Source organism: Polynucleobacter sp. (genome assembly GCF_030693775.1).
Classification (GTDB): domain Bacteria; phylum Pseudomonadota; class Gammaproteobacteria; order Burkholderiales; family Burkholderiaceae; genus Polynucleobacter.
In genome coordinates, this window is record NZ_JAUXZY010000004.1 from 751,673 (window position 1) to 769,439 (window position 17,767).

The window sequence follows — 17,767 nt, forward strand, 5'->3', positions numbered from 1 at the left end:
CCGTAAGGATAAAGCAGGCGAGCGCTTAGTTCGGATCTTTTGCCATCCAGTTTTTGCACAGACTAAAGTCAAAATGGGACAGAACGCGTCCAAGATGCCTGACTTCAACCCGCTCCAAGGCTTGGCATTGGGCAAAAGCCGCTTGCAAATGGGCTTGAGTGCCTTTTACTGGCAGGGGGTACGGCATTGCAGACCAGTTGACTGTAATGGCGTCGGAGCCGGGTTTTAGACTGCCGAACCACAAGTCAAACTGGTCTTGGCGTTGATCCAAGATAAAGACAGGGGATGGTCTTGCATACCAGGCGATGCGGCTACCCAGGGTCCAGTTTTGAACTGCAATGCCAGTAACCGAGTGAGTTTTACTTAGAGCCAGTGCGGTTTTGCCTGCCTGATCCCAGCCGTATAAATCGGCAATGGGATTGCTTCTTGGGTTGCTACCGACAATGCCGCCGGATAAAACAAACCCGAAGCCAATCAAGCACAGCGCGATTTGAAGGACAAAAATAAATCGAATGAGTCGGCGCTGCTGGTTGGCCCATGCGCTGGCAATGCCGATCCCCGCAAATGGCGCCAAGCAAAACCAGGCTGGTGTAGTCCAGTGCGGCAAGCCACCACCACCTGAGAGCCATGCAAAGATTCCAAACGGGATCCAAAAAAAACCGAGTAGACAAACTAGGGCTGCTGGCGATTTAGCCCAGTAGCGCTTCAAAAAGAAAATTATGCCCACAGCAAAGAGGAATCCAAACACCAATAATTGCAAGCCAATAAAGCCTGCAAAGCGACGAAACAACCATTCACCTCCGCTGCCATGAGCCAGCTGGTACTTAAATGAAATCCAATCGTTTGCCCAGTTCCAGTAGAGCACGGGCGAGATCATTAGCAGTGCTAGCAATAAGGCGAGGTAAAAACCAGCCTGATTGATCCAATGCTTGCGTGGCGGACAGAGCAGAACGAGGAGCAAAGCAAACGCAGTGAAGGCGGCGGTGTACTTGCTCAGACCTGCAAGGCCCAGCAATGCTCCGGTGATCAGCCAGTCGCGCAAGGTAAAGTTGCGGCCTATCTGCATCCAGCGTAAAGCCATCCATAAGAGCCCCAGACTGAGTGGCGTCAAAATCGAATCAGGCAATAGGCCTACTGATAAGACATGCGGTAGTGGCGCTGCAATCACCAGTAGTACAGCAGCAAAGCTAGACGAGCCGATGGGAGGCAATGTTGGAGTGGCGATCGATGCCTTAGCTTGCAAGAAACGCTGCAATTCAGAGGTGACCATATAAACCAAGGCACACGAGATCAGCCAAAGTAGCTCTGGAACGAGTCTTAGGACGCCGGTGCTGGCATCAAGGGATACCAATGGCCACTGAATCCAGCCAACCAGAGGTGGATGATCAAAGTAGCTCAAGGCCATATGCTTGGCATAGAGCAGGTAATGAGCTTCATCCACCGAGAGCTCAAATGAAAAGCCCAGCCCCAAATGAACTAGCGCAGCGATTGCGAGGCAAATACCAGCCTTGCCTGTATACGAACAGGACTTCCAGTAGGAGCTCACTACAGAAGCCAAATTACGGCACTTCTTTGCGCAAATAAAGTTCAAACAGCGCGTGATAGCCAGTACGACCATGCCCCTGTTGCATTAGGATGTCATAGAGTTTCTTGGCTTGGGTTAGTCCGGGTAGCACGAGGCCCATGCGATCTGCCTCAGCAATAGCTAAGCCAATGTCTTTGACGAAATGCTCCAACATAAAGCCAGGCGCAAAATCCCCCTTGATCATGCGAGGGCCTTGCACATTGAGTTGTACGCCACCGGCAGCGCCGCCACCAATCACCTCTAATACGGCAAGGGGATCCAGACCCGCAGTTTTGGCGTACATCAAACCTTCGCATACACCCATGATGCTTGAGGCAATCACAATTTGATTGCATAACTTCGCGTGTTGACCTGCGCCAGCCGGCCCCAAGAGGGCAATATTTTTTCCCATCAACTGCAAGAGGGGGAGCGCCGCATCAAACGCCTGTTGATCGCCGCCCACCATGATGGATAGCTTGGCATCACGGGCGCCGATGTCGCCGCCCGATACGGGCGCATCGAGGCAAGCAATGCCGCGCTCTGATCCTATATTCGCAATCTGTTTCGCTAGTTCTGGGCTCGACGTGGTCATGTCAATCGTGATGCATCCTTTGGGCGCGTGCTGCAAAATGCCTGACTCCCCTAAGTACATCGCTTCAACGTCCTTAGGGTAGCCGATGATCGTAATGATGACTTCCGATGCTTTCGCAAGCGCAGCAGGACTATCAAACCAGTGCGCCCCGCGAGCCAGCAAGTCTTCTGCTTTGCTACGGGTGCGGTTGTAAATGGATAAGGTATGCCCAGCAGCCATTAAATGGCCTGCCATACTTTTACCCATAATGCCGGTGCCAATAAAGCCAATCTTCATCGTAAGGGTGCCTAATTAAGTTGCTGAAATGAATCAGCTAATTTTAGACTGCTTATGGAGGCCAACATTGCCTTTTGCGCCAAGCCAAATCAAGGCCAATATGATGCAGGCCAAGGGGGCAATGGAGCCCCAATTCAGCAACGCCCATCCCTGGGTTGTGATCAAAATACCGGAGCTGAGGGCCGAAAGGGCGGTAGTCAAAAAGACAAAGAAATTAATCGCGCCTTGGGCTTTATCCCGCTCTTCTGGTCGGTAGGCTTCTAGGGCTAAGGTAGTGCTGCTGGTGAATAAGAAATTCCAACCCACACCCAGTAAAAAGAGTGCGATTAAAAAATGGGTAAAGGTGACCCCGGACAAAGCAATAGCGATGCAAGCGATATACAGCAGAACGCCAATGCGCATGACCCACAACACACCCCAGCGACGAATCAAGTTCCCGGTAAAAAAGCCGGGCGCAAACATACCTATCACGTGCCACTCGAGCACTAATACCGTTTTATCAAACGGCAGCTTGCACATTTCCATCGCTAAAGGGGTTGCTGCCATGAGGAGGTTCATGACGCCATAGGAGAGGGATGCAGAGATAGCGCACACAATAAACAGGGGTTGACGCATGATCTCGGAGAGGGGCCTGCCAGTTTCTTTGGTTTCGCTAGCGGCTCGTTCCTGAAATCGAATCAGGCTGATGGCAACAAAGGCAAAGACGGCAACAGCAACTAAGGCAATGTAAGCGCCTGCAAAGGGCACGCTTAGCCAGTCACGGGTTTGGTTCGCTAAATTGGGGCCGAGAACAGCGCCAATCACGCCGCCAGCCAAAACCCATGAGACTGCCTTTTCTTTTGATGTCGGTCCGGCAATCTCGGCAGCGGTAAAGCGATACAAGAGGGCGTTGGCATTGTAAAAACCCGCAATCACAGTAGCAGCATTTAGTAACCAGAAATTACGTTCAAGCACGGCGAAGGCGCAAAGAAGTGCTGAGAAGCCGGCAACCGCCAATCCAATTTGGAAGGAGCGCTTGCGCCCCCATTGTTTTTGGGTTCGGGCCACTAGGGTGGTTGACAGTGCGCTACCGATTACATAACCCATGACTGGAAGGGTTGCTAACCACGGCAGCGGAGCAAGCATAAAACCCACTAAGCCATTGATTGCAATAAAGGTGACGTTGTTCGTCAAATACATGCCTTGCGCAAACGTCAGCAACCAGAGATTTTTATTCATGAAATATGCCTGTGAAAGCATTACGATAAAGCATCTGTATTTATCCTGACCCATTTCCTACGCTAAATGATCCATCCAGTCGACCAATTTAAGCTGCATGCGCTTCGCCGCGTTGGTATTACGCTGAGTTTGGCACTCGCTTTATCAGCATGCGCTGGTTTGTCTGATGAGGCTAGCGAGGTCAGCTCGCCGCCGACTGCAGAAATACCGGCGCAGGAGATGCTGCCTAAATTTTCTGAGCAGCCTGCCAAGTCAGTCTTACCTAGCGGTTGGAGTTTTTATCGCCTAGCGCCTTACAAAAAGAATACGGCCTATCGCCTTGAAAACTACCAAGGTAAAACCGTATTGAGTGCGAACTCTAAAAGATCAGCATCCGGTTTGGCCGTGAAGTTACAACCACAACCTGCTACTGATTTATGGCTAGAGTGGGAGTGGAAAGCGGTTGGCAAAATCCCGAAGGCAGACAATGCCATTCGCTATACCGATGATGCCCCCCTGCGCATATTGGTTGCGTTTGATGGCAATAAATCCAAGCTACCCTTAAAAGAGCAGCTCACATTTGAGGTTGCTGGAATGCTTAGTGGTCGGGAGATGCCATACGCCACCCTCATGTACATCTGGGCCGGCAACAGTCCGCTGGATAGTGTGGTGGAGAACACCTTCACTACCCGCATCAAAATGATTGCAGTGGACTCGGGCTGGCAACATACCGGGCAGTGGCGCAAGCATGCGCGCGACTTAAGTGCAGACTACCGCACCGCCTTTGGTGAAGAGCCAGGGGATGTGATTGGTGTCGCGCTCCTCACCGACACCGACAATACGAAGTCGCAGGTGAGTGCGCTGTATGGTGATATTGAGTTGGTACGCAAAGCGCTCAAACAAAAGTAATACAAAAATAGCGCAAAAGAAATACGTTATTTAGGCTTCCACAGTCCCAGTAGCAGCGCATTGCTCAGCACAAACAGACTCGATAAAGCCATCGCGCTTCCAGCAACCGCGGGCGTTAAGTAACCCAGTGCCGCTAAAGGAATGCCAACCACATTAAAGGCAAAGGCCCAAAACAAGTTTTGACGAATCTTGTTCCAAGTGCGCTTCGATACATCAATTGCAGCAGCCACCAAGGTAGGGTTCCCTTGCATTAATGTGATGCCAGCGGCTTGCATGGCCACATCGGTTCCAGTGGCCATGGCCATACCGACATCCGCCATCGCAAGTGCGGGCGCGTCATTAATGCCATCGCCCACCATGGCAACCCATTGCCGCTCACCCGCCGCATTACGCTTTAAGCGTTCAATCCAATCCGCCTTGTCTGCGGGAATGATTTGAGCATACACCGCACCAATACCAATGCGCTGACCGACGTGGTCCGCGGCAGCATGATTGTCGCCGGATAGCATCACCGTCTGTATCCCCATATTGTGTAACTGCTGCACTGCTGCAGCTGCATTGTCTTTCAGCGCATCACCAAAGGCGAAGATGGTCAGCGGTGTTGGTGACTGAGTGTCTGTGGGAGTTGCGGTTAAAGCCGAGACAGTCTGCCCGGCTAAAAATAGGGGAGTTGCTTTGAGGATTAGGTCACTGTATTGCGGATGGTCTTCGAGTGAGGCAAGACTTTGCAGTCGCAGTAATTGGCCTTGCCATTCACCAGTCAGCGGCCTGCCTTCAATCCCCACTCCGGGAATGGCCAGCATTTGGGCGCAGACAACAGGAGTGACGCCGCGTAGCTTCGCGTTTTCGAGAACTGCTTTTGCGAGCGGATGTTCGCTACCCATTTGCAGTCCCGCCGCCAAAGCAAGCACCGTCTCCTGCGTCAAACCGAGGCTTGGGTCGATTGAGAGTAGGGTAGGTTTGCCTTCGGTGAGGGTGCCGGTTTTATCAAATGCGACGAGTTGAATGCGATGGGCCAACTCCAATACCTGCGGATCTTTAATCAAGATGCCAGCGCGTGCAGCAACCCCGGTACCTGCCATGATGGCCGCCGGAGTAGCTAAGCCCAATGCACATGGACACGCAATCACCATGACCGATACCGCCCTTAAGATGGCTTCGCTAATGTCGCCGATCAGGAGCCCAGTAATCAGGCCGGTAGCGATTGCGATACCAATCACTGCGGGCACAAAGATTGCGCTGACCCGATCTACTAAGCGCTGAATTGGCGCCTTTTGCGTTTGTGCAGTCTCAACTAAATCAATGATGTTTGCCAGCATGCTATCGGTACTAGTCGCACTCACTCGAAAGACCAGCTGACCATCACCATTGAGTGAGCCGCCAATGACGGCATCGCCAAGCCCCCGTTTTACAGATTGACTCTCTCCTGTGAGTAGCGATTCATCCAGATGGCTGTTGCCAATCACGATGAAGCCATCGGCAGGTACGCGTTCACCGGGCAAAACCATGACCAGATCATTTACTAATACGTGTTCGAGTGGTACTTCAGCGTGCCGGTTGATGAGGGCTGGATTGCCGCTGATCAGGCTAAGGTCACTTGTCTTCAATACCCTTGCATGTTGTGGCCATAAGGCGTGCAGTGCACGAATAGCCTCACCGGTTTTTTGCTTGGCTCGCGCCTCAAGCCACTTACCCAAGAGCACCATACTGATAATGACTGCTGCCCCTTCAAAATAAAGAGCATGGGGGTCGCCCCATACCAACTGATAGACGCTGAGTCCGTAAGCTGCACTTGTTCCCAATGCGACCAGTAAATCCATGTTGCCAGCGCCGGATATCAGCGCCTTGAATCCAGATCTATAAAATCGCCAACCGAATACAAACTGCACCGGGCTGGCGAGCAAAAGCTGCCATAGGCTACTTGGCATCCAGTGGACCCCAAATGGCATGAGTACCATGGGGAGAACAAGGGGGGCGGATAAAGCAAAGCTGAGTATCACAGGGCCCAAGCCATCGGCCGACCAAAATGCCGATTGCTTTGTTTGCTTCAGTTGCCCAGGCGCCGCACTTTGTTTGGCGCCATAACCCGCTTTGTGAATGATCTCGATGATCTGCTCCACCACTCCAGGAACTGCTTCCTTGAGGCGAATGCGCGCCTGTTCGGTCGCTAAATTGACGGTGGCTGCCTCTATGCCTGGCGCATTGGCCAGGGCCTTTTCAACGCGGCTGACGCAGGAGGCACAGGTCATACCCTCAATATCAATCGAGATAAAGCGCGTGGCGTCTTTCGAACTTAAGTTCATACTAGGGATAATCTACTGCAAGATTGAATTTAGTGGAGGGAAATAAAATGCAAACCCTATTTGTTACGGGCATGACCTGCGGCGGCTGCACGAAAGCCGTTACCAGGGCAATTCAAATGCAGGATGCTAGTGCGACGGTTCAGGTGGACTTGGATTCCCAGAAAGTGGAAATTGACTCCAAGCTGAGCCGGGAAGCCCTGATTGCCATTGTCACGGATGCAGGCTTTCCGGTCGTGAATTAGCTCCTTATTGCCTAACCATGGCGTAATCAGGGCGCATTTCAGCAAAAAATCCCTCTTGGGATTAACCTAAGCTCTGTTTGAGGCGCGTTACCTTGTATTCTCAGGGCTCAATACAATACTAAAAGTTACGTAAATTAGAAAAGTAAGGGAGATGACATTGGCAGTCAGTATTGAGTCTGTACAGCAGACCTTAAAAACCGTTTTAGACCCAAATACCCAAATTGACCTCATGACTGCAAAAGCAGCTAAGAACATCAAGGTTGATGATGGTGCAGTTTCATTGGATGTGGTCTTGGGCTACCCTGCAAAAAGCCAAATCGATTTAATCCGAACTTTGGTTGTGAACGCCATTCGGAAATTGCCTGATGTAAAAAACGTCAGCGTGAATGTGACGAGCAGCATCGTGGCGCACGCGGTTCAGCGTGGCGTTAAGCTGATGCCGAATGTAAAAAATATTATTGCAGTAGCAAGCGGTAAGGGCGGTGTTGGTAAATCCACTACCGCAGTGAATCTCGCCCTTGCACTCGCTGCAGAAGGTGCTGAGGTTGGTATTTTGGATGCGGACATTTATGGTCCCAGCCAACCGATGATGCTCGGTATTACCGGCAGGCCCGAATCATTGCAAGAAAACACCATTGAGCCCATGGAAGGCCATGGCTTACAAGCTAGCTCGATCGGGTTTTTAATTGATGCCGATAATCCGATGGTATGGCGCGGCCCGATGGTGACATCGGCCTTGGAACAATTGCTCAAGCAGACACGCTGGCGCGATTTGGATTACCTGATTGTCGATATGCCACCGGGCACTGGCGATATTCAGTTGACCTTGTCTCAAAAAGTGCCCGTTACTGGCGCGGTGATTGTGACAACGCCCCAAGACATTGCTTTGCTGGATGCGCGCAAGGGCTTAAAGATGTTTGAAAAAGTTGGCGTGCCGATTATTGGCATCATTGAAAACATGTCAACCTACATCTGCCCGAGCTGTGGCCATGAAGAGCATGTCTTTGGTCAGGGTGGCGGTCAAAAAATGTGCACCGATTATGGCGTGGATTTCTTAGGATCATTGCCTCTCAATTTATCGATTCGTGAACAGGCTGATTCGGGCAGACCTACTGTGATTGCTGACCCGGATGGCGCTATTAGTGCAGTATATAAAAACATTGCACGTCAAGTAGCGATTCGAGTTGCCAATCTGAGTAAAGATATGAGCAGTAAGTTTCCGAACATCGTGGTTCAAAATACGTAAACCCCGATCCCTAAATGCAAACCCATTTCAACCGCTCTTCTTAAAGGCTCAGCCAAGACCATGCGCTTTGCTGTAGTGATGCGAAAGCAAGCCATCGATAACCCATGGGTCTCCCATCGGTGGATGCCAGTTGAGGTTTTTGCGGATTCAGGACAGTTTGAGGAGGATGGCGTAGCGATTACAACAAGCAATCCATTGGGTCGTTTTATTGAGCGGGATGCGGAAGGGGAGACCTGGCTATTTCGCGGCTTTAGCTTAGATCTGTTTCCGGATGAAGCTGAGGGATACTTTTTAAATGCCACAGCAGCCGAACCTTGCTGGTTTGTCATGTGGCGACTGGAAGAAGACTATCAGCGCTTTTTGGAGCCCGATAGTTTGTCCCATTGTGAGGCTGAATCCACTCTGGCTATCCCGCATCGCATTTGCTTGAGTTACAACGAAGCTGCGCGATTAATAGATGGCGGTGAATCGGTAGCCACGGTTGTGCTCGACAAAGCACACTGGCAGTGGCTGCACGATTTTGTGGGCGCGCATTACCGGCCTGAGCCAAAAAAACGGCAACGACCTGAATCGTTTAAGGGCGCACAGCGCTCGGCAGAAGATTAATGGCTGACGGATTCCTTGGCCGCTGGTCGCGTCGCAAAGCAGGTCTAGAGCCCGAAGGGCTCGATGGTTCCGCGCCGGAGTTAAAGCCGAAGACAGCACCAAATGCTGTCCCGCATGATAAGCAGACCATTGAGAGTACATCCGCCCCAGCAGAAGAAGAGATCCTGCCGCCCACCCTCGAAGATGCTGAATCGATCGACCGTTTTGCGCCGGACTTTTCAGCCTTCATGAAGCCCAATGTCGATCCAGCAGTGCAACAAGCAGCGATGAAAAAATTGTTTTCCGATCCCCATTTCAACATCATGGATCGGTTGGACATTTACATAGACGATTACTCCATTCCGGACCCGATCCCGATGGAGATGCTCAAACGCATGGTGCAGTCCGAATCCCTCGGTTTATTTAGAAAGTTTGAAGATGGGCCAGGCTCTAAGGTTCTCGCGGAGTCGAAAGAGGAAAAAGAGGAAAAAGCCCTTGAGCCAGAGCCATCTGCATCAGCTGCAGCAGCAGAGCCCGATCTCGCTGAAATCCCCGATGCTTCTGCGGGTAATGTCACAATCCCTCAAGATGAGATCAAGGTTGATGTCCCCAATTCAGATCTTGATCAAACGGTAGCATCCCTAAATATAGTGCCTGAACAGAAAATAAAATAATGACCCAAAAGCTCATTTGCGATTGCAATCGCACCATGCCACTGGATGCAAAAGCCTTAGGCACTCCTGTGCATACCGCCTTGTGTCGCCAGGAGGTGGGTTCATTTTTAAAGGCGCTGGATGGGTCGGAGTCGATTTTGGTGGCATGCACACAAGAGCGTGGTTTGTTTTCAGAGTTGGCGATGCAATCCGAAAAGCCTCTGGTTGCGCCATTGCGTTTTGTTAATATTCGAGAGCTTGCCGGCTGGACTCAAGAAGCCGAAAAATCCACTCCTAAGATCGCCGCATTATTAGCGCTCGCGGATGTGCCAGAAGCTGACCCGGTTCCGGTAGTGGACTATCAAAGCCATGGTCGTTTGATCATTATTGGACCTGGTGCCGAGGCCTTACTATGGGCTGAAAAACTACATACCCAATTAAACGTATCGGTACTGTGCACGGAGTCAGGCGCGCTGCCCAGTACGCGGGAGTATCCGATTTACAGTGGCCAGGTTAGCAAGGTGGAGGGCTACCTCGGTAACTTCACCGTCGATTGGGACTTAAAAAACCCAATCGATCCAGAGATGTGTACCCGGTGTGGTGCTTGCGTTACCGCTTGCCCAGAAAATGCGATTGACGATTCGTTTCAGATTGATATGGATCGATGCAAATCGCATCGTGCTTGTATCACTGCGTGCGCGGGCATCGGTGCAATTAATTTTGATCGAGTTGAAGTTAATCGAAGTGTCGAGTGCGATTTGATTTTAGATTTGCGCCCCGATGCGCAAATGCGTATGAGTCAAACACCGCAAGGCTACTTTGCCCCTGGCGCAGATCCCTTTGCGCAATCCTTAATTGCTAGCCAACTCATCACTATGGTCGGTGAGTTTGAGAAGCCAAAGTACTTCGCCTATAACGAGAAAATTTGCGCGCACGGTCGCAATGGCAAAGTGGGATGCAGTGCCTGCATTGATGTTTGCTCTACCGGTGCGATTGGGTCTCTATTTAAAAATGGTCAAGGTCAAGTTGAGGTTAATCCCAACTTATGCATGGGCTGCGGCGCCTGCGCTACGGTTTGCCCATCGGGTGCAATGCGTTACAACTACCCCAGCGTATCGCATCAAGGTAAACAATTAAAAGCCCTGATCACGGCATACAGTGATGCAAACAGTAAATCCAAATCGCCCCAGCTGGCACCTACACTCTTATTGCATAGCTTAGAGGCGGGCGCCGAGGTCTTGGATCGACTGGGTAGGGCGGCTCACTTAAATCCAAAACGGGTTGAGGGACTTCCTGCTTTCGTTGTTCCCATGGGCATTGAGCACATTGCATCGACGGGGCTTGATCTCTGGTTGGGCTCCCTGGCATACGGATTTGGCGAGGTCGTGTTATTGCTTAGCGGCGATGAGGACCCTTCTTACCGCGCGGCTCTAGAAGAGCAGGCCGACTTAGCGAATGCGATGTTGGCGGCGTATCAGTTTCCGGGTGCGCGCGTACAGCTGGTTGCGATGGCGAATAAAGATGATTTACCTGGCGTATCGAGTGCCATGGGACGCTTGCGTCAGCGCGGTGCTCTCCAGGCTATTGGCAAGCCAGCCGTTTTTGCGTTTTCGAACCAGAAACGCGAAACCTTAGAGGCGACCTTGGAGCACTTTCAAAAACAAGCTCCAGCACCATTGCCGGTAGAAGGTAAGCCTCTGCCTAGCTCATCGCCACTTGGCGCGATTCAAATCAATACAACGGCCTGTACCTTGTGCATATCCTGCGTTGGCGCTTGCCCAGAAGGCGCTATTTTGGATAATCCGGATGCACCGCAGCTCTCCTTTATTGAGAAGCAGTGCGTGCAGTGCGGCTTATGCGTACAAACGTGCCCAGAATCGGCCATCACCTTACAGCCCCGGATAGCAACTGTTGAGCAGCGCAAAGAAAAAGTATTGCTGAACGAAACCAAGCCCTTTCATTGCATTAGCTGCGGTAAAGCCTTTGGCACCCTCAAGTTAGTCGAGTTAATGCTAGGTAAATTGGCTTTGCACGATGCCTTTTCTGGCGAAGCCTTAGAGCGCCTCAAAATGTGTAGTGATTGCCGAGTAGTCGATATGATGAAGAAAGAACTATGAGCGATTCAATCAAGCCAAGTGCTACAGAGCAGGCGCCAACTGAGGTTGGCAATATCGGTATAGCGGAGGATTTGGCAAGAGCCGACTTGTACGGTCTCTTAGCTGCGCTTTACTTAAAAGCACCCGAGCAGGAATTCTTAGATTTAATTACTGCCTCAGCCCCCCAAGAGCAGTCCCTCAGTGAGGTCTCGCCCTTATTGGGTGTTTGGCTCAATTTAATCTCAGCAGCAAGGGACAGCACTGCGAGCGATTGGAATGCGGAATATGCATCCGAGTTCATGGGTGTGGGTAGACCCAATCTTTTTTTAAATAGCTCGTTTTATTTGGCAGGCCATTTAAACGAAAAACCCTTGGTCGAAGTAAGGCGAGCCTTGGCTGAATTTGGCCTTGAGTCTTCTGAGGATGTAACTGAAACCGAAGATCACGTATCGGCCTTGTTCGAAGTGATGCGCTACCTGATTGCAGGCGATGACGTCGAGATTTCTAACCTGACCAATCAACGGGTGTTTTTCAACGATCATATTCGGCCTTGGTATGACGATTTTTGCGATGCAATAGAAGCGAACCCAGAGACGCATTTATATCGCCCAGTTGCTGCATTGACCCGTGAATTTCTGGCGGTTGAGGGCCAAGCATTTGACATGATGTGAATTGCGCCCAGTTAGTAAGGGTATCTACTGAGCCTATATGCCTTGAGCAGGCTTCACAAAAGTCATAAAAGTACTACACTGATTAATAGAAAAAGTCGCATATACACGTCCAACCATTGGAGTTCACATGAGCACAAAAACAAAGCCACTTTCAAGTCCAGCCACAACTGCTTCACGCAGAAAATTTTTCATCAGTGCTGGTGCTACAGTCGGTGCGGTTGCCGTTGTTTCGCAAACACCCATGGGCAAAGCCATTATTCAAGAGGTGGGTAGCACGGTAGAAGGTAAGAAAGACGGCTACCAACTTACAGCCCACGTACGCAAGTATTACGAAACAACCTTAATTTAGTTTTAACCGACCCTTACTCTAAAAATATAAAACCCCTCAGGAGCATCAGATGAGTCTGATTCGTAAAAATCCAGTAAACACAACGACCCGCTCGGTACCGGTATCGAACTTAATTGGGAGTTTGTCGCGAGGTCTTAAGGCGGCAGTTCCAACTATGGATCGCCGAACCTTCTTGAAGCGCTCCGGAATTGGGGTTGGCGCTGGAATTGCAGTAAGCCAGCTAAATCTAGTGCAAAAAGCAAGCGCAGCCGACCCAAGCAAAGCAATGCTGGATGGCAAGGGCAAGATTGAAGTAAAACGAACCGTTTGTACCCATTGTTCCGTTGGCTGCGCCAGCGATGCAACGGTCGAGAATGGCGTTTGGGTTCGTCAAGACCCGGTATTTGATTCCCCCATCAATATGGGCGGCCAGTGCGCCAAGGGCGCTGCATTGCGTGAGCATGGCCATGGCGACTACCGTTTGCGTTACCCCATGAAATTGATCGACGGCAAATACCAGCGCATTACCTGGGACCAGGCCCTCGACGAAATTACCGCCAAGATGAAAGATCTTCGCGCCAAGTACACCCCTGACTCCTTGTACTTCATTGGCTCGTCCAAGTTTAATAACGAGCAAGCCTATTTGCTGCGTAAGTGGGTGTCCTTCTTCGGCACCAACAATACCGACCACCAGGCGCGTATCTGCCACTCCACCACGGTTGCTGGTGTTGCCAACACCTGGGGCTATGGTGCGATGACCAATAGCTACAACGACATGATGAACTCCAAGGCAGCGCTGTACATCGGCTCGAATGCCGCTGAAGCGCATCCTGTCTCCATGGTGCACATGCTGCACGCTAAAGAAAACGGCTGCAAGTTGATCGTGGTTGACCCACGCTATACCCGTACCGCTGCCAAGTCAGATCAATATGTTCGCATTCGTTCAGGCTCGGATATTCCATTCCTGTTTGGCGTTCTGTACCACGTATTTGCGAACGGCTGGGAAGATAAGAAGTACATCAATGACCGCGTATTCGGCATGGATGACATTCGCAAAGAGGTAATGGAAAAGTGGACTCCTGCTGCGGTTGAAGAGGCATGCGGCGTTCCTGAGGCGCAGGTATACAAAGTGGCGCAAACCATGGCCATGAATCGCCCCAGCACCATTGTCTGGTGTATGGGTCAAACTCAGCACACCATCGGTAACGCCATGGTTCGTGCATCCTGCATCTTGCAATTGGCATTAGGCAACATCGGCAAGTCCGGCGGCGGTGCAAACATTTTCCGCGGTCACGATAACGTGCAAGGTGCTACTGACGTTGGTCCTAATCCGGATTCATTGCCTGGCTACTATGGCTTGGCTGCCGGATCATGGAAGCACTACGCTACCGTCTGGGGTGTGGATTACGAGTGGATTAAAGGCCGCTACGCTCCAAACATGATGGAAAAGTCGGGTACAACTGTCTCGCGCTGGATCGATGCTGTGCTAGAAAATCCGGACATGATTGACCAAGAAACTGCAGTCAAAGGCGTGTTCTTCTGGGGTCATGCGCCAAATTCGCAGACACGCGGTTTAGACATGAAGCGCGCCATGAATAAATTGGATTTATTGGTTGTCGTTGACCCATATCCAAGTGCAACAGCGGCGATGGCTGCGATGCCAGCGGCTAAAGGCGAAGAGGTTAACAAAAACCGCGCCGTGTACTTGTTGCCAGCATGTACGCAGTTTGAAACCACCGGATCGGTTACGGCGTCCAATCGCTCGATTCAGTGGCGTGAAAAAGTTATCGATCCATTGTTTGAATCGGTACCCGACCACGTCATCATGCAAGAGTTTGCAAATCGTCTTGGCTTTGGCAAAGAACTGTCTGTTAACTACAAGGTGACCGACGCTAAGTACGCTGGAAAAAATTGGCAAGAGCCCGAAATTGAATCCATCCTCCGCGAAATCAATCGTGCTGTTTGGACCATCGGTTACACAGGACAAACACCAGAGCGTCTCAAAGCCCATATGCGGATGATGAGCGTCTTTGATCCGAAGACGCTGAAGTCGCGTGGCGGTAAAGATCCAGTTACGGGTTACGACACGACTGGCGACTATTTTGGATTGCCATGGCCATGCTTTGGTAATGCAGCCCTGAAGCACCCCGGTTCGCCCAATCTGTATGACACCAGTAAGCATGTCATGGACGGTGGCGGCAACTTCCGCGCTAACTTTGGTGTAGAAAAAGATGGCAAGAGCTTGCTGGCTGCAGATGGTTCTTACTCGAAAGGCGCTGACATTAAGACCGGCTACCCTGAGTTTGACCACGTGCTGATGAAAAAATTGGGATGGTGGAGTGAGCTTACGGAAGCTGAGCAAAAAGCAGCTGAGGGTAAAAACTGGAAGACCGATTTATCAGGCGGCATTATTCGCGTTGCCATGAAAAACCACGGTTGCCATCCCTTCGGCAATGCGAAGGCGAGGGCGGTGGTATGGAACTTCCCAGATCCAGTGCCGCAGCACCGTGAGGCGCTTTACAGTACTCGCCCTGATTTAGTGGCGAAGTACCCAGCGTCTGCTGACCGTAAAACTTTCTGGCGTTTGCCAACCCTTTACAAGTCACTTCAGGACAAGAATATTGAAGATAAATTGGCGGATAAGTTCCCAATTATTCTCACTTCAGGTCGTTTAGTTGAATATGAGGGCGGTGGTGAAGAGACCCGTTCGAATCCATGGCTGGCTGAGCTGCAACAAGAAAACTTTGTTGAGATCAATCCATCAGCAGCGGCAAAACGCGGCATTAAAAACTGGGACTACGTCTGGGTCAAATCACCTACAGGCGCCAAGATCAAGGTACGTGCAATGGTCACTGAGCGTGTTGGCCCAGATACTGCCTTTGTGCCATTCCACTTCTCTGGATGGTGGGAAGGTAAGGACTTATTGGAGTACTACCCTAAGGGCGCACATCCAATTGTTCGTGGTGAGGCTGTGAATACCGCAACAACCTACGGTTATGACAACGTAACGATGATGCAAGAAACCAAAACAACGATCTGTCAGATCGAAAAAGTGGCATAAGCCCAACCGCTAAAGTCAGGAGATCACAATGGCACGAATGAAATTTATCTGCGACGCGGAACGGTGTATTGAATGCAACGGCTGCGTTACTGCTTGTAAAAACGACAACGAAGTACCTTGGGGTGTTAATCGCCGCCGGGTTGTCACCATCAATGATGGTGTGATTGGGGCGGAGAAATCCATCTCAGTTGCCTGTATGCACTGCGCGGATGCGCCTTGCATGGCAGTTTGCCCGGTGGATTGCTTCTACCGCACCGACGAAGGTGTTGTGTTGCACGATAAGGACACTTGCATCGGTTGCGCTTACTGCTCCTATGCTTGCCCATTTGGCGCGCCACAATTCCCAAGCACCGGTACCTTTGGTTTGCGGGGCAAGATGGACAAATGCACATTCTGTTCTGGCGGCCCAGAAGCCAACGGTAGCGTCGCTGAATTTGAAAAATATGGTCGTAACCGCTTAGCTGAAGGTAAGTTGCCTTTATGCGCTGAGATGTGTTCTACCAAGGCCTTGATTGGCGGTGACGGCGACGTGATTGCCGACATCTTCCGTGCGCGTGTAGTTAAACGTCAAACCGCAGGCAAAAATGCCGGTGCTGATGTGTTTGGCTGGACTACTGCATACGGACAGCCAGATAAAGCCGGCGCGAAGGCTGCTCCAAGTGGAGGCAAATTATGAGAACCATTCGTACCGTAACTGCTGCACTGTTAGCTCTTGGCTTTTTAAGTGCCTGCAATAGCGAGCCGGGAACCTTGGCCCTGAATTCCAAACGGCCCGATATCGCTCCTTACATGGGAGCAGATAACGGCTTTATGGTTAAAGGTTGGAAACCAGGCGATGCCAAAAGTTGGCAAGAAGAAATTAATAAGCGCAATCAACAACAATCTGAGTACAGCAAAATCAAGTAATGGACTTTTTTACCCTTATTCGGAACACTAAATAACAGAATTGCTGTTGAGGAAATTCGCATGAATCAATCTATTTGCGCAACACTCCGTCCATGGGCCTTAGCCACGGGATTGCTTTGCTCGGTTTTTGCTGGCACAAGCTTAGCTCAGCAAGCACCAGCCCCTGGCCAGCCCGCTACCTTGCCACAGGTCCAATCTGCCAACATCATGGATGTGGGCCGTGCTCCTGATGCCACCATTGAAGCGCAACGCAAAGCCGCACAAAACCAACCTGGAAATAGTGCGCCGATTTGGCGTACGGTGAACAGTGATGCGGTCAATTACGTCAGTATTCCTGATAAGCAGGCGGGCGTACTGATTCAGAAATCGGGCCAGCAGTGGCGTTTGATCCGTAACGGCGTTATCACTGTTTACGGAGCTTGGCTACTTGCACTCGCCTCCGGCGGCATTTTGGCGGTCTTCGTGCTCAAAGGAAAAATCAAGCTGCATGAGCCAATGACAGGCAAGAAAATCAAGCGCTTCACCACCCTTGAGCGAGTCAATCACTGGACAATGGCATTTAGCTTTATTGCCCTTGCCATTACTGGTTTGTTGATTCTGTACGGCAAGTACTTTGCGATTGATCTATTGGGCGCTAGCGCCTTTAGTGTCTTGTTGCTCGTCAGCAAGAATATCCACAACTTTGTTGGCCCATTGTTCACGATCAGTTTGATTGCGTTTTTCCTCCAATTTGTAAAACGCAATATGCCTGAAAAAGGCGACTGGGAGTGGATCAAAACATTTGGAGGCATGTTCGGCGGCAAGCATGTACCAGCCAACTTCTTCAACCCAGGTGAAAAGTTTTGGTTTTGGTTTGGCATGGTCGTGCTCGGCGGATTAGTTTCCGCATCCGGTTGGGTTTTAGACATGATTGTTCCAGTTCCTGGCCTGGAGTACTGGCGCGGCACCATGCAGATATCGCATATCATTCATTCGGTAGGTGCATTACTTATCACCGCAATGGCTTTTGGCCACATGTACATCGGTAGCATTGGAATGCAAGGTTCAATCGACGGCATGAAAACCGGCTATGTCGATGAGACTTGGGCAAAAGAACACCACGAAGCTTGGTACCACAAAGTTAAATAAGGAATTGGCT

General features: G+C 50.8%; 16 protein-coding genes. 12 read left to right on the plus strand and 4 right to left on the minus strand.

The genetic code is table 11. The features are described 5' to 3' along the window. Positions 1-25: 25 nt before the first annotated feature. The 3 genes from Q8M75_RS06575 to Q8M75_RS06585 are packed head-to-tail and all read right to left on the minus strand — an operon-like array spanning position 26 to position 3,650. Positions 26-1,618 carry a glycosyltransferase family 39 protein gene (locus Q8M75_RS06575; protein ID WP_305487575.1) on the minus strand — a complete coding sequence of 531 codons (1,593 nt, stop codon included), beginning with the start codon at positions 1,616-1,618 and terminating at the stop codon, positions 26-28. Continuing rightward, entirely contained in the window at positions 1,560-2,432 is an 873-nt protein-coding gene (locus Q8M75_RS06580) for an NAD(P)-dependent oxidoreductase (RefSeq protein WP_305487577.1), read from the minus strand. The genes Q8M75_RS06575 and Q8M75_RS06580 overlap by 59 nt, the downstream gene beginning before the upstream one ends. A gap of 33 nt (positions 2,433-2,465) precedes the next feature. Beyond that, positions 2,466-3,650 carry an MFS transporter gene (locus Q8M75_RS06585; protein ID WP_305487578.1) on the minus strand — a complete coding sequence of 395 codons (1,185 nt, stop codon included), beginning with the start codon at positions 3,648-3,650 and terminating at the stop codon, positions 2,466-2,468. 66 nt (positions 3,651-3,716) lie between these two features. Here Q8M75_RS06585 and Q8M75_RS06590 point away from each other — a divergent pair, with 66 nt between their 5' ends. After that, a complete protein-coding gene (locus Q8M75_RS06590; RefSeq protein ID WP_305487580.1) occupies positions 3,717-4,538 on the plus strand; it encodes a DUF3047 domain-containing protein in 822 nt (273 codons plus the stop codon). Positions 4,539-4,564: 26 nt separating this feature from the next. On the opposite strand, the gene Q8M75_RS06595 is transcribed toward Q8M75_RS06590, so the two are convergent. Next, complete coding sequence (locus Q8M75_RS06595; RefSeq protein WP_305487582.1) at positions 4,565-6,841, minus strand: cation-translocating P-type ATPase; 2,277 nt, start codon at positions 6,839-6,841, stop codon at positions 4,565-4,567. A gap of 47 nt (positions 6,842-6,888) precedes the next feature. On the opposite strand from Q8M75_RS06595, the gene Q8M75_RS06600 reads away from it, so the two are divergent. From Q8M75_RS06600 to Q8M75_RS06650, 11 genes are all read left to right on the plus strand, one after another. Further along, the gene (locus Q8M75_RS06600) at positions 6,889-7,083 is read left to right on the plus strand and encodes a heavy-metal-associated domain-containing protein (protein WP_305487584.1); all 195 of its coding nucleotides are present in this window, start codon (positions 6,889-6,891) and stop codon (positions 7,081-7,083) included. Positions 7,084-7,234: 151 nt separating this feature from the next. Next, entirely contained in the window at positions 7,235-8,329 is a 1,095-nt protein-coding gene (gene apbC / locus Q8M75_RS06605; RefSeq protein WP_371131757.1) for an iron-sulfur cluster carrier protein ApbC, read from the plus strand. 60 nt (positions 8,330-8,389) lie between these two features. After that, positions 8,390-8,935 (plus strand): DUF3305 domain-containing protein, encoded by a 546-nt coding sequence (locus tag Q8M75_RS06610; RefSeq protein WP_305487586.1) that lies wholly within the window; start codon positions 8,390-8,392, stop codon positions 8,933-8,935. Continuing rightward, positions 8,935-9,588 carry a DUF3306 domain-containing protein gene (locus tag Q8M75_RS06615; protein WP_305487588.1) on the plus strand — a complete coding sequence of 218 codons (654 nt, stop codon included), beginning with the start codon at positions 8,935-8,937 and terminating at the stop codon, positions 9,586-9,588. Before Q8M75_RS06610 ends, Q8M75_RS06615 begins: the two co-directional genes overlap by 1 nt. Beyond that, the gene (locus Q8M75_RS06620) at positions 9,588-11,684 is read left to right on the plus strand and encodes a 4Fe-4S binding protein (RefSeq protein ID WP_305487590.1); all 2,097 of its coding nucleotides are present in this window, start codon (positions 9,588-9,590) and stop codon (positions 11,682-11,684) included. The genes Q8M75_RS06615 and Q8M75_RS06620 overlap by 1 nt, the downstream gene beginning before the upstream one ends. After that, positions 11,681-12,334 carry a molecular chaperone gene (locus Q8M75_RS06625; RefSeq protein ID WP_305487612.1) on the plus strand — a complete coding sequence of 218 codons (654 nt, stop codon included), beginning with the start codon at positions 11,681-11,683 and terminating at the stop codon, positions 12,332-12,334. The genes Q8M75_RS06620 and Q8M75_RS06625 overlap by 4 nt, the downstream gene beginning before the upstream one ends. A gap of 127 nt (positions 12,335-12,461) precedes the next feature. After that, positions 12,462-12,683 carry a formate dehydrogenase gene (locus Q8M75_RS06630; RefSeq protein ID WP_305487614.1) on the plus strand — a complete coding sequence of 74 codons (222 nt, stop codon included), beginning with the start codon at positions 12,462-12,464 and terminating at the stop codon, positions 12,681-12,683. A 49-nt stretch (positions 12,684-12,732) separates the two neighbouring features. Then, the gene (locus tag Q8M75_RS06635) at positions 12,733-15,723 is read left to right on the plus strand and encodes a formate dehydrogenase subunit alpha (protein ID WP_305487616.1); all 2,991 of its coding nucleotides are present in this window, start codon (positions 12,733-12,735) and stop codon (positions 15,721-15,723) included. Between the two features lie 28 nt (positions 15,724-15,751). Further along, positions 15,752-16,399, plus strand: coding sequence for a formate dehydrogenase FDH3 subunit beta (gene fdh3B, locus Q8M75_RS06640; protein ID WP_108469285.1), 648 nt, complete (start codon positions 15,752-15,754; stop codon positions 16,397-16,399). Continuing rightward, positions 16,396-16,629 carry a hypothetical protein gene (locus Q8M75_RS06645; protein ID WP_305487619.1) on the plus strand — a complete coding sequence of 78 codons (234 nt, stop codon included), beginning with the start codon at positions 16,396-16,398 and terminating at the stop codon, positions 16,627-16,629. Before fdh3B ends, Q8M75_RS06645 begins: the two co-directional genes overlap by 4 nt. A 60-nt stretch (positions 16,630-16,689) precedes the next feature. Further along, positions 16,690-17,757: a formate dehydrogenase subunit gamma gene (locus tag Q8M75_RS06650; protein ID WP_305487621.1), complete on the plus strand. Its 1,068-nt coding sequence runs from the start codon at positions 16,690-16,692 to the stop codon at positions 17,755-17,757. Positions 17,758-17,767 lie beyond the last annotated feature (10 nt).

Coding starts and splice junctions, on each gene's coding strand:
- Q8M75_RS06575 (WP_305487575.1), bottom strand. CDS start 1,618: ATGGTCGTACTGGCTATCACGCGCTGTTTGAACTTTATTTGCGCAAAG.
- Q8M75_RS06580 (WP_305487577.1), bottom strand. CDS start 2,432: ATGAAGATTGGCTTTATTGGCACCGGCATTATGGGTAAAAGTATGGCA.
- Q8M75_RS06585 (WP_305487578.1), bottom strand. CDS start 3,650: ATGAATAAAAATCTCTGGTTGCTGACGTTTGCGCAAGGCATGTATTTG.
- Q8M75_RS06590 (WP_305487580.1), top strand. CDS start 3,717: ATGATCCATCCAGTCGACCAATTTAAGCTGCATGCGCTTCGCCGCGTT.
- Q8M75_RS06595 (WP_305487582.1), bottom strand. CDS start 6,841: ATGAACTTAAGTTCGAAAGACGCCACGCGCTTTATCTCGATTGATATT.
- Q8M75_RS06600 (WP_305487584.1), top strand. CDS start 6,889: ATGCAAACCCTATTTGTTACGGGCATGACCTGCGGCGGCTGCACGAAA.
- apbC (WP_371131757.1), top strand. CDS start 7,235: ATGACATTGGCAGTCAGTATTGAGTCTGTACAGCAGACCTTAAAAACC.
- Q8M75_RS06610 (WP_305487586.1), top strand. CDS start 8,390: ATGCGCTTTGCTGTAGTGATGCGAAAGCAAGCCATCGATAACCCATGG.
- Q8M75_RS06615 (WP_305487588.1), top strand. CDS start 8,935: ATGGCTGACGGATTCCTTGGCCGCTGGTCGCGTCGCAAAGCAGGTCTA.
- Q8M75_RS06620 (WP_305487590.1), top strand. CDS start 9,588: ATGACCCAAAAGCTCATTTGCGATTGCAATCGCACCATGCCACTGGAT.
- Q8M75_RS06625 (WP_305487612.1), top strand. CDS start 11,681: ATGAGCGATTCAATCAAGCCAAGTGCTACAGAGCAGGCGCCAACTGAG.
- Q8M75_RS06630 (WP_305487614.1), top strand. CDS start 12,462: ATGAGCACAAAAACAAAGCCACTTTCAAGTCCAGCCACAACTGCTTCA.
- Q8M75_RS06635 (WP_305487616.1), top strand. CDS start 12,733: ATGAGTCTGATTCGTAAAAATCCAGTAAACACAACGACCCGCTCGGTA.
- fdh3B (WP_108469285.1), top strand. CDS start 15,752: ATGGCACGAATGAAATTTATCTGCGACGCGGAACGGTGTATTGAATGC.
- Q8M75_RS06645 (WP_305487619.1), top strand. CDS start 16,396: ATGAGAACCATTCGTACCGTAACTGCTGCACTGTTAGCTCTTGGCTTT.
- Q8M75_RS06650 (WP_305487621.1), top strand. CDS start 16,690: ATGAATCAATCTATTTGCGCAACACTCCGTCCATGGGCCTTAGCCACG.